Source organism: Streptomyces sp. NBC_00448, from assembly GCF_036014115.1.
Classification (GTDB): Bacteria; Actinomycetota; Actinomycetes; order Streptomycetales; family Streptomycetaceae; genus Actinacidiphila.
Map to the genome: position 1 here is coordinate 5,743,194 of NZ_CP107913.1, position 16,427 is coordinate 5,759,620.

17 protein-coding genes are annotated in these 16,427 nt (G+C 71.6%); 12 read left to right on the forward strand and 5 right to left on the reverse strand.

Annotation, left to right across the window (positions count from 1 at the left end):
• The first annotated feature begins 23 nt into the window (after window positions 1-23).
• The 4 genes from OG370_RS24570 (at window position 24) to ccsB (ending at window position 4,427) form a co-directional block, all read left to right on the forward strand.
• Window positions 24-635, forward strand: coding sequence for a TlpA family protein disulfide reductase (locus tag OG370_RS24570; protein ID WP_328467775.1), 612 nt, complete (start codon window positions 24-26; stop codon window positions 633-635).
• 1 nt (window position 636) lies between these two features.
• On the forward strand, window positions 637-1,404 hold the full coding sequence (locus OG370_RS24575) for a cytochrome c biogenesis CcdA family protein (RefSeq protein ID WP_328467777.1): 768 nt from the start codon (window positions 637-639) through the stop codon (window positions 1,402-1,404).
• Window positions 1,405-1,509: 105 nt separating this feature from the next.
• A complete protein-coding gene (locus OG370_RS24580; protein WP_328474377.1) occupies window positions 1,510-3,348 on the forward strand; it encodes a cytochrome c biogenesis protein ResB in 1,839 nt (612 codons plus the stop codon).
• Window positions 3,345-4,427 carry a c-type cytochrome biogenesis protein CcsB gene (gene ccsB / locus OG370_RS24585; protein WP_328467779.1) on the forward strand — a complete coding sequence of 361 codons (1,083 nt, stop codon included), beginning with the start codon at window positions 3,345-3,347 and terminating at the stop codon, window positions 4,425-4,427. Before OG370_RS24580 ends, ccsB begins: the two co-directional genes overlap by 4 nt.
• A 43-nt stretch (window positions 4,428-4,470) precedes the next feature.
• On the opposite strand, the gene OG370_RS24590 is transcribed toward ccsB, so the two are convergent.
• On the reverse strand, window positions 4,471-4,863 hold the full coding sequence (locus OG370_RS24590; protein ID WP_328467781.1) for a PLD nuclease N-terminal domain-containing protein: 393 nt from the start codon (window positions 4,861-4,863) through the stop codon (window positions 4,471-4,473).
• A gap of 116 nt (window positions 4,864-4,979) precedes the next feature.
• On the opposite strand from OG370_RS24590, the gene OG370_RS24595 reads away from it, so the two are divergent.
• Both OG370_RS24595 and mqnP read left to right on the forward strand, forming a co-directional pair.
• Complete coding sequence (locus tag OG370_RS24595; protein ID WP_328467783.1) at window positions 4,980-6,431, forward strand: menaquinone biosynthesis decarboxylase; 1,452 nt, start codon at window positions 4,980-4,982, stop codon at window positions 6,429-6,431.
• Window positions 6,432-6,573: 142 nt separating this feature from the next.
• Complete coding sequence (gene mqnP, locus OG370_RS24600; RefSeq protein ID WP_328467785.1) at window positions 6,574-7,491, forward strand: menaquinone biosynthesis prenyltransferase MqnP; 918 nt, start codon at window positions 6,574-6,576, stop codon at window positions 7,489-7,491.
• Window positions 7,492-7,633: 142 nt separating this feature from the next.
• Here the strand turns inward: mqnP and OG370_RS24605 are convergent, their stop codons facing one another.
• Both OG370_RS24605 and OG370_RS24610 read right to left on the reverse strand, forming a co-directional pair.
• Window positions 7,634-8,743 carry a hypothetical protein gene (locus OG370_RS24605; protein ID WP_328467787.1) on the reverse strand — a complete coding sequence of 370 codons (1,110 nt, stop codon included), beginning with the start codon at window positions 8,741-8,743 and terminating at the stop codon, window positions 7,634-7,636.
• Window positions 8,744-8,884: 141 nt separating this feature from the next.
• The gene (locus OG370_RS24610) at window positions 8,885-9,442 is read right to left on the reverse strand and encodes a rhomboid family intramembrane serine protease (RefSeq protein ID WP_328474380.1); all 558 of its coding nucleotides are present in this window, start codon (window positions 9,440-9,442) and stop codon (window positions 8,885-8,887) included.
• Window positions 9,443-9,751: 309 nt separating this feature from the next.
• On the opposite strand from OG370_RS24610, the gene OG370_RS24615 reads away from it, so the two are divergent.
• The 6 genes from OG370_RS24615 to OG370_RS24640 all read left to right on the forward strand — a co-directional run bounded on the left by OG370_RS24615 (window position 9,752) and on the right by OG370_RS24640 (window position 14,055).
• On the forward strand, window positions 9,752-10,609 hold the full coding sequence (locus tag OG370_RS24615; RefSeq protein ID WP_328467789.1) for a UbiX family flavin prenyltransferase: 858 nt from the start codon (window positions 9,752-9,754) through the stop codon (window positions 10,607-10,609).
• 82 nt (window positions 10,610-10,691) lie between these two features.
• The gene (locus OG370_RS24620; protein ID WP_328467791.1) at window positions 10,692-11,147 is read left to right on the forward strand and encodes an Lrp/AsnC family transcriptional regulator; all 456 of its coding nucleotides are present in this window, start codon (window positions 10,692-10,694) and stop codon (window positions 11,145-11,147) included.
• A 105-nt stretch (window positions 11,148-11,252) separates the two neighbouring features.
• The gene (gene mqnE, locus OG370_RS24625; RefSeq protein ID WP_328467793.1) at window positions 11,253-12,416 is read left to right on the forward strand and encodes an aminofutalosine synthase MqnE; all 1,164 of its coding nucleotides are present in this window, start codon (window positions 11,253-11,255) and stop codon (window positions 12,414-12,416) included.
• A gap of 57 nt (window positions 12,417-12,473) precedes the next feature.
• Window positions 12,474-12,998 carry a GNAT family N-acetyltransferase gene (locus tag OG370_RS24630; protein ID WP_328467795.1) on the forward strand — a complete coding sequence of 175 codons (525 nt, stop codon included), beginning with the start codon at window positions 12,474-12,476 and terminating at the stop codon, window positions 12,996-12,998.
• A 64-nt stretch (window positions 12,999-13,062) separates the two neighbouring features.
• Window positions 13,063-13,377 carry a DUF4229 domain-containing protein gene (locus OG370_RS24635; RefSeq protein WP_328467797.1) on the forward strand — a complete coding sequence of 105 codons (315 nt, stop codon included), beginning with the start codon at window positions 13,063-13,065 and terminating at the stop codon, window positions 13,375-13,377.
• Between the two features lie 81 nt (window positions 13,378-13,458).
• The gene (locus OG370_RS24640) at window positions 13,459-14,055 is read left to right on the forward strand and encodes a TetR/AcrR family transcriptional regulator (RefSeq protein ID WP_328474382.1); all 597 of its coding nucleotides are present in this window, start codon (window positions 13,459-13,461) and stop codon (window positions 14,053-14,055) included.
• Between the two features lie 211 nt (window positions 14,056-14,266).
• Here OG370_RS24640 and OG370_RS24645 read toward each other — a convergent pair whose 3' ends face one another.
• Together OG370_RS24645 and OG370_RS24650 are read right to left on the reverse strand one after the other, a co-directional pair.
• A complete protein-coding gene (locus OG370_RS24645; protein WP_328467799.1) occupies window positions 14,267-15,064 on the reverse strand; it encodes a MaoC/PaaZ C-terminal domain-containing protein in 798 nt (265 codons plus the stop codon).
• Between the two features lies 1 nt (window position 15,065).
• Entirely contained in the window at window positions 15,066-16,382 is a 1,317-nt protein-coding gene (locus tag OG370_RS24650; protein ID WP_328467801.1) for a 3-oxoacyl-ACP reductase, read from the reverse strand.
• Window positions 16,383-16,427 lie beyond the last annotated feature (45 nt).

Genomic DNA, 16,427 nt, shown 5'->3' on the forward strand with positions numbered 1-16,427 from the left:
AGGGCCCATGCGAAACTTTTCACATGAGTTCTCCGTGCGCCTTCGGACGCCGCCTGCTCCGTCGCGCCGCCGCGCCGGCCGGAGCCGTGGCGCTGGCGCTGACGCTCGCCGCATGCAGTTCGTCCACGTCGTCGTCCGGCGCCGGCAACTCCAACTTCGTCGGTGGCAACGGCGACATCACGATGGTCAAGGCCGCCCAGCGCAAGCCCGCCCCGGAACTGTCCGGCAAGACCGTGGCCGGCGCCACCACCAGCCTCGCCGCGTACAAGGGCAAGGTCGTCGTCGTCAACATCTGGGGGTCGTGGTGCGCGCCCTGCCGGGCCGAGGCGCCCAACCTGGCCAAGGTCGCCACGGCCGAGGCGGGCAAGGGCGTCCAGTTCCTCGGCATCAACACCCGTGACCTGGACCGTTCCAACGCCGCCCGGTTCGACAAGCGCTTCGGCATCACCTACCCGAGCCTGTACGACCCGTACGGCAAGCTGATCCTGAAGTTCCCCAAGGGCAGTCTCAACCCGCAGAGCCTGCCGGCCACCCTCGTGATCGACCGGCAGGGCCGGGTCGCGGGACGGGCGCTGGCCGCGCTCACCGAGGACCAGCTGCACAAGCTGATCGACCCCGTCGCCGCGGAGAAGTGACGTGGCGGGCGGCACTCTCCTCCTGGCCGGCAGCGCGGACACGGTGACGTCCGGAGCGCTCGTCGCGGCCATACCGATCGCGATGTTCGCCGGGCTGATCTCCTTCGCCTCGCCCTGCGTCCTGCCGCTCGTGCCCGGCTACCTCTCCTACGTGACCGGCGTCACCGGCAGCGACCTCGGCGAGGCCCGGCGCGGGCGGATGTTCGCCGGGTCGCTGCTGTTCGTGCTCGGCTTCAGCGCGGTGTTCGTCTCCGGCGGCGCCCTGTTCGGCAACTTCGGCGCCGAACTCCAGGAGCACCGGCAACTGCTGGTCCGCGTCTTCGGGTCGCTCACCATCGTGCTCGGGCTCGCCTTCATGGGCATCCTCGGCGGCATCACCCAGCGGGAGTTCCGCTTCCACTACCGGCCCGGGGTCGGGCTGGCCGGCGCCCCGCTGATCGGCGCCATGTTCGGGCTGGGCTGGACGCCCTGCGTCGGACCGACGCTCGGCGCCGTGCAGTCGCTGGCCTTCAGCAACGCCAGCGCCGGGCGCGGCGCGCTGCTGATGGTCTTCTACTGCCTGGGCCTCGGGGTGCCCTTCATCGTGGCCGCGCTGGCCTTCCGCCGTACGCTGGGCGCCTTCGGGTGGGTCAAGCGGCACTACGCGTGGGTCATGCGGATCGGCGGCGGCATGCTCGTCGCCGTCGGGGTGCTGCTCGTCACCGGCGTGTGGGACCACATCACCTACCAGATGCAGATCTGGTCCAGCGGCTTCTCCACAGGGGTCTGAACCGTGAGCATCACGCACAAGCCAAGCGACGGCCGTGTCCCCGGCCAGGGCTCCGGGCCGGACGCCGGCCGGGACCCCGACGTCCGGGAGGACCGGGACCCCGGCATCCAGGAAGAGGAGACCGGCGGCGAGGACGGCCTCGGTGCCGCGGGCGCGCAGCTGTCCACCCAGCCGGTGGACACCCTGGCCAGCGGGCCCTCGCTCGGCGTGCTCGGCTGGATGCGCTGGATGTGGCGGCAGCTCACCTCGATGCGGATCGCGCTGATCCTGCTCTTCATGCTGTCGCTGGCCGCGATCCCCGGCTCGCTGATCCCGCAGCACAGCGACGAGCTGAAGGTCGCGGCGTTCAAGAAGGCGCACCCGGACATCAGCCCGCTGTACTCCAAGCTGGACCTGTTCCACGTCTACGGTTCGCCGTGGTTCTCGGCGATCTACATACTGCTGTTCATCTCGCTGGCCGGCTGCATCGTGCCGCGCAGCTGGCAGTTCGTCGGGCAGTTGCGGGCCAAGCCGCCGGCCGCGCCGCGGCACCTGGTCCGGCTGCCCGCGTACAGCACCTGGCACACCGACGCGAGCCCGGAGCAGGTCGCGCAGGCGGCCCGGAAGGCGCTGCGCGGGCGGCGGTTCCGGGTCAACGCCACCGGCACCTCGGTGGCCGCCGAGAAGGGCTATCTGCGGGAGGCCGGCAACCTGTGCTTCCACGTGGCCCTGTTCGGCCTGCTGATCGGCTTCGCCTGGACCTCGCTGAACGCGGCGTCCGGCGGCAAGCTGGTCGTCGAGGGCCAGGACGGCTTCGTCAACAACCTCACCCAGTACGACGACTTCTCCGGTGGCACGCTCTACGGCGCCGACGACCTCAAGCCGTTCGGCTTCACGCTGGACAGCTTCGACGACCAGTACGCCACCAGCGGCCCGGAGCGCGGCACCGCGCTGAAGTTCCAGGCGAACATCCACTACTGGAGCGGCACCAGCGGCGCGCACACCACGAAGGGCACGATCTCCACCAACCACCCGCTGAACATCGGCGGCGAGAAGGTGTACCTGATCTCGCACGGCTACGCGCCCGTGGTCACCGTCAAGGACGCCCAGGGCAATGTCGCCTACCAGGGCCCGGTGCCGTTCCTGCCGCAGGACGCCAACCTGACCTCGACCGGTGTGATCAAGGTCCCGGACGCGATGGGCAAGAACGGCAAGCCCGACCAGCTCGCGTTCGAGGGCTACTTCACGCCGACCGGTGACACCTCGCGCGGCCCGATGTCGCTCTTCCCCGGCGAACTGCAGCCGATCCTGTGGCTCAACGCCTACCACGGCGACCTCGGCCTGGACTCCGGCATCGCGCAGAACGTCTACCAGCTCGACACCACGCACATGAAGCAGTTCAAGCTGAACACCAAGACCGGTGTGAACGGCGTCGCGCTCGGCCCGGGCGACTCCATGGACCTGCCCGGCGGCGCCGGCACCCTGGAGTTCGACGGGGTCAAGCGCTGGGCCAGCTTCAGCATCTCCCACCAGTCCGGCAACGAGCTGGCACTGGTCAGCGGCATCGTCGCGATCCTCGGCCTGATGGGGTCGCTGTTCATCCAGCGGCGCCGGATCTGGGTGCGGGCGGTGCCGTCCGACCGCGGCACCCTGGTCGAGATGGGCGGCCTCGGCCGCAGCGAGTCGGCCAGGATCGCCGACGAGTTGGGCGAACTCGTCGACCAGCTCCAACCGGCCGCCCCGGTCAGATCCGCCGCCGCGCGGACCGACGACCCCGAGCCGGCCGCCGAGTCGGATTCCGAGCCGGCCGACGGCTCCGCTGCCGATCCGGCCACCGGGTCCGCGTCCGAGCGCCCCTCCGATACCGCCGACGAGGCCACACCCGGGACCGTATCCGGGTCCGGCGCCTCGAACGCCCCCGACGAACCGCAAACCCCGCCCGACGACGAAGGAGCCCGCGCGTGAACCTCGCGGCCGCGGTCAACGAGAACTTCGCGAACTACAGCAACTACCTGATCCGCTCGGCCATGTTCGTGTACGCGCTGGCCTTCCTCGCGCACCTCGCGGAGTGGGTCTTCGGCGGCCGCAGCAAGATCGCCGTGCAGTCGGCCGCGCTCACCCGGGAGGCGGCCCAGGAAGCGGCCGCGCCCGCGGTGGCGGTGCGCTCGGCGGGCGGCACCACCACGCTGGAGCGCCCCAAGGTCGTCACCCGCTCCTCCGCCAGCGACCGCGACATCGCGGACGGCCCGGGCGCCGCGGGCGACAACGACAAGGGCGACCTGTACGGCAGGATCGCGATCTCCTTCACCGCCCTGGCGTGGCTGCTGCACGTCAGCGGCGTCGCCTTCCGGGCCGCCTCGGTGCAGCGCGCGCCGTGGGGCAACATGTACGAGTTCTCCACCACGTTCGGCGCGGTGGCGGTCGGCGCGTACCTGCTGCTGCTGGTGCTGAAGAAGAACGTCCGCTGGATCGGGCTCTTCCTGACCACGTCGGTGCTGCTCGACCTGGGCCTGGCGCTGTCGGTGCTCTACACCTCCAGCGAGCAGCTGGTGCCGGCGCTGCACTCGTACTGGCTGTGGATTCACGTGTCCTGCGCGATCATCTCCGGCGCGGTGTTCTACCTCGCGGCCGTCGGCACGCTGCTCTACCTGTTCCGCGACCACTACGAGGTGGCGCTGCTGGCCGGGCGGGCGCAGGACAACCGCTGGGGCGACATCATGCGGCGGCTGCCGGCCGCCGCGAGCCTGGACAAGTTCGCGTACCGGATGAACGCGCTGGTCTTCCCGCTGTGGACGTTCACCATCATCGCGGGCGCGATCTGGGCGCAGGCCGCGTGGGGCCACTACTGGGAGTGGGACCCGAAGGAGACCTGGTCGTTCATCACGTGGGTGGTGTACGCCGGTTACCTGCACGCCCGCGCGACCGCCGGGTGGAAGGGCCGCAAGGCCGCGTACCTGGCGCTGGTCGCCTTCGCGTGCTTCCTGTTCAACTACTACGGCGTGAACATCTTCGTGACCGGCAAGCACTCCTACGCCGGGGTGTGACGAAGCTCGCCTCGCGGCGTACCGCTCATCGGGACGGTACGGCTCACTCGCCTTCGGGGGAGGGGGCCGTGCCGTCCCCGCGCTTCTGCCGGTTCAGCTCGGCGAGCGAGCGCAGGAACTCGGGGTTGTCGTCCGGCGGCACCCAGTCCTCCCGCGGTGCCTCGAGCAACTGGCCGTCCAGCGGCCGGCGCTCGGCCGGGCGGGACAGCTCAGGCCCCCACGTGGGCCGGACCGCGCCGCGCGGGCCCGGCACCCGCCGCTTGCCCAGCGCCAGCCAGGCCAGCGGGCCGATCAGGATCTCGCCGAAGAAGAGCACGATCAGCAGCCAGACCACCTTCGGCAGGCCGCGCACCTGCCGGTCCGGCGTGCCGAGGCAGTCCACGAACGCGTATATCCATACCGCGATCACCAGCAGGAACGGCATGTAGCGCGTCATTTCGAGAACCCCGGCACCATGTTGACCAATCCTTGACCCCACCCAGGTTACGTCCTGGCGTCCGGCGTCCGGCGGCCCGGCCGCGTACCGCCGCCACGGGGTGGAAGACTGACCGCATGGCTTACGACGATCTCCGCTCGCTGCTGAGGGCACTGGAGAAGGACGGCGACCTCAAGCGGATCACCGCCGAGGTGGACCCGTACCTCGAAGTCGGGGAGATCACCGACCGGGTGAACAAGGCCGGTGGCCCCGCGCTGCTCTTCGAGAACGTGCGCGGCTCGGTCGCCCCGCTGGCGATGAACGTGTACGGCACCGACCGGCGGCTGCTGAAGGCGCTGGGCCTGACGTCGTACGCCGACATCGGGGAGAAGATCGGCGGGCTGCTCAAACCGGAGCTGCCGCACGGGTTCGTCGGCGTGCGGGAGGCGTTCGGCAAGCTCGCCGGAATGGTGCACGTGCCGCCGAAGAAGGTGAAGGACGGCCCGGTGCAGGAGGTCGTGCTCACCGGCGACGACGTGGACCTGGACCGGCTGCCCGCGCTGTTCACCTGGCCGCAGGACGGCGGGTCCTTCTTCAACCTCGGCCTGACCCACACCAAGGACCCGGTCAGCGGGGTGCGCAACCTCGGCCTGTACCGGCTCCAGCGGCACGACCGGCGCACCATCGGGATGCACTGGCAGATCCACAAGGACAGCCGCAACCACTACCAGGTCGCCCAGCGGCGCGGCGAGCGGCTGCCGGTGGCGATCGCGTTCGGCTGCCCGCCCGCGGTGACCTACGCCTCGACCGCGCCGCTGCCCGGCGACATCGACGAGTACCTTTTCGCCGGGTTCGTGCAGGGCAAGCGGGTGGAGATGGTGGACTGCAAGACGGTGCCGCTCCAGGTGCCCGCGCACGCCGAGGTGGTGCTGGAGGGCTGGCTGGAGCCCGGGAAGACGCTGCCGGAGGGGCCGTTCGGCGACCACACCGGCTTCTACACCCCGCAGGAGCCGTTCCCGGCGCTGACCATCGACTGCGTGACGATGCGGAAGCGGCCGGTGTTCCAGTCGATCGTGGTCGGCCGGCCGCCGACCGAGGACGGGCCGCTGGGGCGGGCCACCGAGCGGTTCTTCCTGCCGCTGCTGAAGATCATCGTGCCGGACATCGTGGACTACCACCTGCCGGAGGCGGGCGGCTTCCACAACTGCGCGATCGTCTCGATCGACAAGAAGTACCCCAAGCACGCGCAGAAGACGATGCACGCGGTGTGGGGCGCCCACATGATGTCGCTCACCAAGCTGATCGTGGTGGTGGACGCCGACTGTGATGTGCACGACCTGCACGAGGTCGCCTGGCGGGCGTTCGGCAACACCGACTACTCCCGCGACCTGACGGTGGTGGAGGGCCCGGTCGACCACCTCGACCACTCGTCGTACCAGCAGTTCTGGGGCGGCAAGGCCGGCATCGACGCGACCCGTAAGCTGCCGGAGGAGGGCTACACCCGTGACGGCGGCTGGCCGGAGATGGTGCTCTCCGACCCGCAGACGGCGGATCTCGTGACGAAACGGTGGAAGGAGTACGGATGGTGAGCGACACGCGCGAGGCCGCCGGGCGGCTGCCGAAGACGAGACCCGCACTTTCGTGCCGAGCGGGCGGTGGGGGTACTCCCCCTGGCTCCGCCGGGGGCACCCCCACCCAGGCGGCAGCGCTGGGGGAGAACGGAGGGAAGGCGTGAGTGCCACGACGCCGGATCTGTTCGAGTCGGAGCCGCGGCCCGACAGCAGGGTGCGGGCCTTTCTGCGGCTGGTGATGATCGAGCACTCGGTCTTCGCGCTGCCGTTCGCGTACATCGCCGCGCTGACCGCGATGTTCCGCGAGAGCCACAGCGTGCACTGGCGCCAACTGCTGCTGGTGACGGTGGCGATGGTGGGCCTGCGGACCTTCGCGATGGCCTGCAACCGGATCATCGACCGGGAGATCGACGCCCGCAACCCGCGCACCGCCAAGCGCGAACTGGTCACCGGCGCGCTGTCGGTGCGCTCGGCGTGGACCGGGGCGCTGGCGGCCGTGGTGGTCTTCCTCGGCGCCGCCACGCTGCTCAACCCGCTGTGTCTGGCGCTGGCGCCGGTCGCGGTGGTGCCGATGGTGGTCTACCCGTACGGCAAGCGGTTCACCAACTTCCCGCACGCGATCCTGGGTGTCGCGCAGGCGATGGGGCCGATCGGCGCGTGGCTCGCGGTGACCGGCTCCTGGGACTGGCACGCGGTCGTGCTGGGGCTGGCGGTCGGGGTGTGGATCGGCGGGTTCGACCTGATCTTCGGCAGCCAGGACGTGGCCGCGGACCGGGCGCACGGCGTGAAGTCGGTGCCGGCCCGGTTCGGCATCCCGGCGGCGCTGTACGGGGCGCGGGTCTGCCATGTGATCACCACCGCGCTGCTGGTCTGGTACGGCGCCACGACCGGCGCGGGCGGCTTCTGGTGGGTGGGCATGGCGATCGTGGCCGGCGCGTTCGTCTACGAGCACTCGATCGTCAAGCCGCACGACCTGAGCCGGCTGAACCGGGCGTTCTTCACGGTGAACGGCGTCATCGGCATCACACTCTTCGTCTTCGCGCTGTTCGACCTGATCGCGCGCGGCCTGGGCTGGTAGCGGGCAAACGGACATGCGAACGGCCCCGGCGGGAGGGTGTGATCCGCCGGGGCCGTCGCCGTCCTACGTCACGCGTCTCGCGGCCCGCGCCACACGGCACGCCTCACCGGGCGGGCGTCGTGCGGCGCGGGTGGGGCCGCTCTCAGAACATCGAGTTGTCCGAGTCGTCGCCGCCGAACTGCTTCATGATCGCGCTCACCACGTCCTGCGGGTTGAGCGCGACCGCGCCGCTCGGCGCGGAGATCGGCGCCGCGCTGCCCTTGAACCCGATGGTCAGCGGCAGCGGACCGGTGGACTGGCTGTCCAACTGGTGGATGTCGAAGGTGATCGACTCGATCTTGCCGTCCTTGATGGCGACGTCGGCCGCGACCTTCTTGTTCGGCACGCCCTCGGCCTTCTGCATGCTGTCCAGGTCGGACTGCTTCATGCCGGGGATCTGCTTGAGCGCGGGGGTGACGCCCGTGGCCACGTCCTTCGCGAACTGCTGCGCGGGCACGGTGACCGTGATGTGGTCGGCGCCGCCCTTCTTGCCGGCGTCGGCGAAGGTGGCGTCCTTCGTCAGCGCGGCGCGCAGCGAGGCGAGGACCTGGTTCTGGGTCTTCGGGTCGAGCGTCGGGGTGGTCGAGCCGGAACCGCTGTCCGCGCCCTGGGCGGCGAGGGCGCTCTTGACGAACGCGCTCCACACCGTCGGGTCGATGCTGACCCACTTGCCCTTGAGCGCCGACGCCACCGAACCGGGCGTGCTGGTCAGGCCGTTGAGGTACTGCTCGTTGAACTGGTTGATGGAGTCGCCGTCGGACTTGCTGGTGTCGAGCTTCTCCAGGCCCTGGATGTCGGCCCGCAGGTAGACCTTCTGGTCGACCATGCGCACCTCGATCAGCTTCTTGCCGCTCGGGCCGTCGGTGGAGAGCAGGAAGCCCGCGGAGGAGCCCTTGGTGGCGTCCGCGCCCTTGCCGAAGCTCTTGCCGAGCAGGTTGAGCGACTGCTGCGAGCTGCCGCCGATCGTGACGTGCAGCGAGGCGAGCAGGTCGGCGTCGGCCTGCGTGAAGCCGTCCTCGTTCTTCATGGCCGAGTAGATCTGGGCGGAGGTGCCGCTGAAGCCCAGGTCGACGGAGACAGTGTTCTGCTTGCCGAGCTTCTGGAAGGCGTCGCTCACCTTTCCCTGCGGCGAGGCGGGGCTGTCCGCACCGCACGCTGCGGACCCGGCGGATATGAGGGCCACCACTCCGGCGGCGGCGAGGCCCTTGCGCATGCTGATGATGACGAACTCCTAGGAAAGGGGTGGGTAAGTGGACGAGCTGGAGCAGAAGCGTAACTGTGCGGGCGCTGTGGAATCACCCGGGTTGTTCAGGGCGAGTTGCCGGCCGGTTGGTTGCCGGAATCCGGCAACCGCTCAGCCGCCGTACGGTGGTTCGCCGGCCCGCACCTCGGCCGGCCGTTCACGGAACAGGTAGGCCGCGGCCACCCCGCCGACGAGGCCGAAGAGATGGCCCTGCCAGGAGACGCCGGTGTGCACCGGCAGCACGCCCCACAGGATGGAGGTGCCGTAGTACGCCCCGACGAGCAGGCCCACCACCAACTCCAGCGCGCGGCGGTCGACGAAGCCGCGCACCAGCAGATAGCTGAACAGGCCGAAGATCAGGCCGGAGGCGCCCGCGGTGTTGGTGTGCGCGGGGGAGAACGCCCAGACGCCGAGCCCGTCGATGACGATGACGGCGAAGGCCACGCCCAGGAAGCGGCCGATGCCCCGCAGCGCGGCGATGAAGCCGAGCACCAGTAGCGGCAGGGTGTTGGACGCCACGTGCCCGTAGCCGAAGTGGATGAACGCCGAGGGGACGATGTCCACCAACTCGCCGGCCTTGCGCGGCTGGACGCCGAGGCTGTCCAGCCGGTGACCGGTCGTCATGTCGACGACCTCCAGGGCCCACAGCAGCGACACCCAGGCCACCATCAGCACCGCGGCGGAGGCGAGCCGGTTGCCGGCCGTGGCGGACGCGGTCCGGTCACGGGCGCGCAGCGGTGCGAGCAGCGCCCCCCTGCGGCCGGTGTACGCCGCGATGCGTCCGTACGCCACCGAATCCCCCCAATCCCGCCACGTCCCCACGTGGTTCAGTGCTCTCCAGTGTGCACGACGCCGCCGACACCGTCTGCGGTTCCCGTCCCGCTCGGGCCGATCGGCCGGAACCGTCCGTACCGGTGGAGACCCGGGCGAACCTGCCCGGGTCGGCGCCTTCCGCAGGTCGCGGCTACGCTCGACCGCGTGGAGGACGCGGACCGGGACGACATGGACAACGTGGACAACGTGGGCGGCAGGGACGGCGTGACGGACGCGGACGCCGGCCGGGGTGCGGGCGTGGGCGGCGGGGCGCCGGGGCGCGGTGGGCGCACCCCGTGGATCGTCGGCGTCTCCGGCGCCTCGGGCACGCCGTACGCGGCGGCGGTGCTGCGCGCGCTGCTGGCCGCCGGCGAGAGCGTGGACCTGGTGGTCAGCCGGGCCGCCCGGCTGACCCTGCTCGACGAGACCGGGGCGGCGGTGCGGGACGCGCACTGGCGGGAGGACCTGGCGCGGTGGCTGGCCCGCGGCGCCGACGGCCGCCCGGACGCCTTCGCCCCGGGCCCCGACCTGGCGGCCGTACGGTACTGGCCCGCGGGCGACCTCGCGGCCGGGCCGTCCTCGGGTTCGTATCCGGCCAAGGGCATGCTGATCGTGCCGGCCAGCACCGCGTGCGTGGCCGGGGTCGCGCTGGGCCTGTCCAAGGACCTGTTGCAGCGCGCGGCGAGCGTCACGCTCAAGGAGCGCAGGCCGCTGGTGGTCGCGGTGCGCGAGACCCCGTTGAGCGGTCAGACGCTGCGCCAGCTCACCGCGTTGGCCGACGCGGGCGCGGTGGTGCTGCCCGCCTCACCGGCGTTCTACGCCGGCGGCACCACGGCGCAGGAACTGGTGGACTTCGTGGCCGGGCGGGTGCTGGACGCGGCAGGCGTGCCGCACCGGTTGTACCGGCGGTGGACGGGCGAGCTCGGCGGGGCGTCGGGTGAGCGGGACGCGGCGTCGGGCGGGACACCGCACGGATCTTCCGACGGGCCTTCCGACGGGTCGTTCGGCGGCATCGAAGTGTAGATGCGCAGGGCAAGAACCGTTTCATGCCTTAGATTCGTGTCCTGACAGCGCAGTCACCAGGCGAACGGGAGGGTCCAATCCGATGGACGCGGTGGACAGGCAGCTCATTCAGGCGTTGCGCGAGAACGGCCGGGCGTCCTACGCCGAGCTGGGCCGGCTCGTCGGTCTGTCCGGGCCGAGCGTCACCGATCGGATCAACCGCCTGGAGCAGGCGGGCGTGATCACCGGTTACCGCGCGACCGTCGCCCCCGCCGCGATGGGCCTGGGGGTGACCGCGCTGGTCGGGCTCCAGCTGTCGGACGCCGCCGACCACGAGGAGGTGGCCCGGCGGCTGTCGGACCTGGACGAGATCGAGGACTGCTGGTTCATCGCGGGCGACGACTCGTACATGCTCAAGGTCCGGGTCGGCGACGTGGACGGGCTCGAACACACCATCCGCAGGCTGTCCGGCACCAAGGGCGTGGCGAGGACCCGTACCACCATCGTGCTCTCCACCAAGTGGGAGAACCGGGTCGGGCACCTTCCCGAAGAGGTGTGACCGGGCCACTTCCGCCGGCTGCGCCGGGAGGTGCCCCCACCGCCGGCCGGAGGCCGGGGGAGTACCGTCGGGTGGGCCGAACCGCGTAGGAGGAGAGACACAGACATGGACGCTGGGCTCAAGCGCGAGCTGGAGGAGAAGGTCCACGCCGGCGAGCGGCTGACCCGTGAGGACGGGGTCGCGCTCTACGAGTCCGACGACCTGGCGTGGCTGGGCGGCCTCGCGCACGAGGTGCGCACCCGCAAGAACGGCGACGTGGTCCACTTCAACGTCAACCGCCACCTGAACATGACGAACGTGTGCACCGCGTCCTGCGCGTACTGCTCGTTCCAGCGCAAGCCGGGCGAGAAGGACGCGTACACGATGCGGATCGAGGAGGCCGTCCGGCTGGCCAAGGCCATGGAGGGCGACAACCTCACCGAGCTGCACATCGTCAACGGCCTGCACCCGACGCTGCCGTGGCGGTACTACCCGCGGTCGCTGAAGGCGCTCAAGGAGGCGCTGCCGCAGGTCTCGCTGAAGGCGTTCACCGCCACCGAGATCCACCACTTCGAGACGATCTCGGGCCTGTCCGCCTCCGACATCCTGGACGAACTGATCGACGCCGGCCTGGAGTCGCTGACCGGCGGCGGCGCCGAGATCTTCGACTGGGAGGTGCGGCAGCACATCGTGGACCACCGCACCCACTGGGAGGACTGGTCCCGCATCCACCGGCTGGCGCACTCCAAGGGCCTCAAGACCCCGGCGACGATGCTCTACGGCCACATCGAGGAGCCCCGGCACCGCGTCGACCACGTGCTGCGGCTGCGCGAACTCCAGGACGAGACCGGCGGGTTCCAGGTCTTCATCCCGCTGCGCTACCAGCACGACTTCGTGGACATGAAGGACGGCAAGGTCCGCAACACCCTCCAGGCCCGCACCACCATGGCCACCGGCGCGGAGGCGCTGAAGACCTTCGCGGTGTCCCGGCTGCTGTTCGACAACGTGCCGCACGTGAAGGTGTTCTGGGTGATGCACGGCCTGTCCACGGCCCAACTCGCCCTCAACCACGGCGCCGACGACATGGACGGCTCGGTCGTCGAGTACAAGATCACCCATGACGCGGACGACTACGGCACGCCCAACAAGCTGACCCGCGACGACATCCTCGACCTGATCAGGGACGCGGGCTTCCGTCCGGTCGAGCGCAACACCCGCTACGAGATCCTCCGCGAGTACCCGGGCCCCGACGGCTCCCGCCGGGAGTCGCCGCAGCCCATGCGGGTGTGACGCGGGTGACAGGTAAACGGCGGGCGGCCCCGCGCGGGTAATAGGTACTCTGCTGTTATGGCACTTACCTTCGTACTCGATCCGGTGATCGACGACGACCTGCGCGAGGGCGTACTCGCGCTGTGGGCGGACGTGAGCAACGCGGGCGGCGCGGTCGGCTTCGTGCCGCCGGTCACCCCCGGGGAGATCGCGCCGTCCCTGGCGGAGTCGCTCGCCGAGGTCGAGGCGGGGCGGCGCCGGCTGCTCGTCGGCCGCGACGAGGACGGCCGGGTCGCCGCGACCGCGTTCCTCACGTACAACTCCCACCGGCTGATGACCCACTGGATCTGGCTCTACACGGTGATGGTCCACCCGCGCCATCAGGGTGCGGGGTACGGTCGGGCGCTGCTGGCCGAGGCCGAGCGGGCCGCGCGCGGGCTCGGCGGGGTCGAGGCGATCCGGCTGACCTGCCGCGGCGGCCTCGGCCTCGAACGCTTCTACGCCTCCTGCGGTTACAAGGAGGTGGGCCGGGTGCCCAACGCGATCCGGGTCGCCCCGGACGACGACCGCGACGACGTCTTCATGCTCCTGCCGCTGTCTTAGGAGCGCGGAGCGGGGAGGCGGGGGTGGGCCGAGGGCCGGGATCGGGGCGTGCTTCACTGGATGCATGCTCCGATACACCGCAATGCGCTTCGGCCTCATCGTCGGCAGCTTCGTGGTCATCTGGGGCCTGGTCCGGCTGCACATCCTGCCGGCCGGGCTCGGGAACTCGAACTACCTGTGGGTCGCCCTGCTCGCGCTGATCGTCTCCGCGCCGCTGAGCTTCGTGCTGCTGCGCGGTGCCCGTGAGCAGGCCGCCGCCCAGGTCTCCAGCCGGGTCGAGCGCACCCGGCTCAACCTGGCCGCCGCCGCGGGCCAGGAGGACGACGCCGACGACGAGGCCCGCGAGGTCGCGCACGGCGGGAAGCCGCACGCCGCCTGACCGGCCGGTCCCCGCGACCGACCACGCTGAGCACGGGGGAGGGTGGCGCCGGTGGGGACCCAGGGCAAGCGCGCGCAGCGCGTGCCGAGGGCGGTCCGCGAGCGGCAGATGCTGGACGCGGCCGTGGCCGTCTTCGCCCGCCGCGGCTACCGCGCCACCTCCATGGACGAGATCGCCGTCGCGGCGGGCGTCAGCAAGCCGCTGGTCTACCTCTACCTCAACTCCAAGGACGAGCTGTTCACCGCGTGCGTACGGCGCGAGGCCCAGGCGCTCAGCGCGGCGGTGCGCGCGTCCGTCGAGACCGGTGCCGCGCCCGACCGCCAACTGTGGTCCGGGCTGCTCGGGTTCTTCCGGTACACCGCCGAACATCCCGACGGCTGGAACCTCCTCTACGGCCAGGCCCGCAGCGGGGGCGCTCCCTCCGGCGACGAGGTCGCCGCGATGCGGGCGGAGCTCGTCGACTTCGTCACCGCGTTGATCGGTTCCGCCGCCCGCGGGGCGCCCTGCGGGCCGGCGCTCCCCGAACGTGAGGTGCGTGCGTTGGCGCTCGCGCTTGTCGGTGCCGCGGAGTCCCTTGCGGGGTCCTCGCCGGACGGGCTTGAGACGGCCGCGACGTTGATGAACTTCGCGTGGGCCGGCCTCGGCAACCTTCTTGAAGGGCACCCCTGGGTGCCCTGACTCCCTGGGATGCCCTGCCCCTCCGGGGTGCCTCGTGCTGTCGGTTCAGGGACCACCTGTGAGTTGTGGCTTGTCGCGCAGTTCCCCGCGCCCCTGTTGTGGCCGGCCGCCGCGGAAGAGGTGCACCATCCAGGGGCGCGGGGAACTGCGCGAGCAACCCCCCCCACCGGCAGGTGCTCCCTGAACCGGCAGACAGGGGCACCCCAGGGGGTCAGCTTGCCCCGGAGACGTGGAGGCCTCGCCGTGAGCGCACCTCGAACCGTGGTCCGGAAGCCGCGAAGGTGACCGTGGAGGGCAGCGGCACCGGTGCGCGGAATTCCGCGCGCACCGTTTCGCTCAAGCCGAGCGCAGCGACACTGCGGGCGACGGTCCACATCCCGTGGGCGATCGCGCGGGGGAAGCCGAGTGGCCGGGCCGTCCAGGCGTGCAGGTGGATCGGGTTGTAGTCGCCGGAGACACGGGCGTGGCGGCGCCCGAGGTCGGCCGGCAGGCGCCACTCCTCGACCGCGGGCAGCTCGGCTTCGGGGGCGCGGTCGGCCCGCGGTTCCTGCGGGCGGCCGGTGGCGTGCCGGGCCAGATACGTACTGCGGTCGGTCCACACCGGCTCCCCGCCGAGCAGGGCCTCCGTGACGAACACCACTTCCGTACCGCGCCGATGCGGCCGCAACTCCTCGGCGTGGACGGCGATCTCGGGCCGGTCCCGGCTGGTGAGGGGCCGCTGCGCGGCGATCTCGATCGAGGTGTGCACCAGGCCCATCAGCGGCAGCGGGAAGTCCCGCGCGGCCATGATGCGCGCGGCCAGCGGGAACCCGAGGATGTGCGGGTAGGTGAGCGGCACCCGGTCGGCCGCGGGGGAGTAGCCGCAGACCTCCGCGTACCGGGCCATCCGCGCCGGGTCGATCCGTACGTCCGGCTCGGTCAGCCGCCGGTGCGGCAGCGCGGCGCCGGCCGAGGGCTTCTTGCCGATGCCGGTCAGCGCGCCGCGCCCCAGGGTGAGCAGCAGCGCCATCTCACGCCCCCAGCAGGGACTGGCCGCAGACGCGGACGACCTGGCCGGTGACGCCGCCGGAGCCGGCCGCCGCGAACCAGGCCACGGTCTCGGCGACGTCCTGCGGCTGGCCGCCCTGGCCGAGGGAGTTCATCCGCCGCCCGGCCTCGCGGATGAACAGCGGTACGGCGGCGGTCATCCGCGTCTCGATGAAGCCGGGGGCGACCGCGTTGACGGTGATGCCGCGCTCGCGCACCTCGGGGGCGGCGGCCAGCGCGCGGACGAAGCCGATGATGCCGGCCTTGGAGGCGGCGTAGTTGGTCTGGCCGACGTTGCCCGCGATGCCGGCGATGGACGCGGTGCCGACGATCCGGCCGTGCGGGCGGACCACGCCGGCCTTCAGCAGGTGGTCGGTGACGCGCAGCACGCTGCCGAGGTTGACCTCGATCACCGCGTCCCAGCCCTCGGCGGCCATGTTGGCGAGCTTGCGGTCGCGGGTGATGCCGGCGTTGTGCACGAGCACGTCCAGGCCGCCGGGCACCGCGGCCGCGATCCGCTCGGCGGCGTCGGGCGCGGTGATGTCCACGGTCAGCGCGGTGCCGCCGATCCGGGCCGCGGTCTCGGCGAGCGCGTCGGCCACCTGCGGTACGTCCAGGCAGATCACGTGGGCGCCGTCCCTGGCGAGCGTGGCCGCGACCGCCGCGCCGATGCCGCGGGCCGCCCCGGTGACCAGCGCCGTACGCGTGCCGCCCGTCCCCGCGGACTCGTCCCGGGCGGAGGCCGCGCCGGTCGCTTCGGCGTCCCCGGTGGTCGGCCCGCCCACCTCCGGGCCGACCTCGATCACCTGCCCGCTGACGTACGCCGACTTGGGCGAGAGCAGGAACTCCAGCGTGGAGTCGGCGGCGGCGCCGGGCGCGAGCCGGACCAGCTGTACGGTCCTGCCCCGGCCGATCTCCTTGCCGAGCGAGCGGACGAAGCCCTCCAACGCCTGCTGGGCGGCGGCCTGGTGGACGTCGGCGTGGTCCGGCCGGGCGCCGAGCACCACCACCCGGCCGCACGCGGCCAGCGAACGCACCAGCGGGTGAAGGCTGTCGCGGACCGCCCGCAGCCCGGCCGGGTCGGTGATGCCCGTCGCGTCCAGCACCACCGCGGCGGGCCTCGGGTCGCCCGGGGCGGCGGGCGGCGCCGGCTCGCCGGCGGTCAACCGCAGCACGGGGCCGTCGAGTTCGGGGGTCGCGGCCGACCAGCGCCGCAGCGCGGTCGGCTGCGGCAGCCCGAGGCGCCGGGTGAGGAAGCGGCCGGGAGCCGTACCGGTGAAGCCGAGATAGCGGTCGGCCATTGGCCTTCTCCTTACTCTGGAGTAAGTTTACCGCCGGTAAGGCTA

Excerpts from the sequence above, each read along its gene's own strand:
- OG370_RS24570 (WP_328467775.1), top strand. The coding sequence starts at position 24 with ATGAGTTCTCCGTGCGCCTTCGGACGCCGCCTGCTCCGTCGCGCCGCC.
- OG370_RS24590 (WP_328467781.1), bottom strand. The coding sequence starts at position 4,863 with ATGACGCGCTACATGCCGTTCCTGCTGGTGATCGCGGTATGGATATAC.
- OG370_RS24595 (WP_328467783.1), top strand. The coding sequence starts at position 4,980 with ATGGCTTACGACGATCTCCGCTCGCTGCTGAGGGCACTGGAGAAGGAC.
- OG370_RS24605 (WP_328467787.1), bottom strand. The coding sequence starts at position 8,743 with ATGCGCAAGGGCCTCGCCGCCGCCGGAGTGGTGGCCCTCATATCCGCC.
- OG370_RS24610 (WP_328474380.1), bottom strand. The coding sequence starts at position 9,442 with ATGGTGGCCTGGGTGTCGCTGCTGTGGGCCCTGGAGGTCGTCGACATG.
- OG370_RS24620 (WP_328467791.1), top strand. The coding sequence starts at position 10,692 with ATGGACGCGGTGGACAGGCAGCTCATTCAGGCGTTGCGCGAGAACGGC.
- mqnE (WP_328467793.1), top strand. The coding sequence starts at position 11,253 with ATGGACGCTGGGCTCAAGCGCGAGCTGGAGGAGAAGGTCCACGCCGGC.
- OG370_RS24630 (WP_328467795.1), top strand. The coding sequence starts at position 12,474 with ATGGCACTTACCTTCGTACTCGATCCGGTGATCGACGACGACCTGCGC.
- OG370_RS24635 (WP_328467797.1), top strand. The coding sequence starts at position 13,063 with ATGCTCCGATACACCGCAATGCGCTTCGGCCTCATCGTCGGCAGCTTC.
- OG370_RS24645 (WP_328467799.1), bottom strand. The coding sequence starts at position 15,064 with ATGGCGCTGCTGCTCACCCTGGGGCGCGGCGCGCTGACCGGCATCGGC.
- OG370_RS24650 (WP_328467801.1), bottom strand. The coding sequence starts at position 16,382 with ATGGCCGACCGCTATCTCGGCTTCACCGGTACGGCTCCCGGCCGCTTC.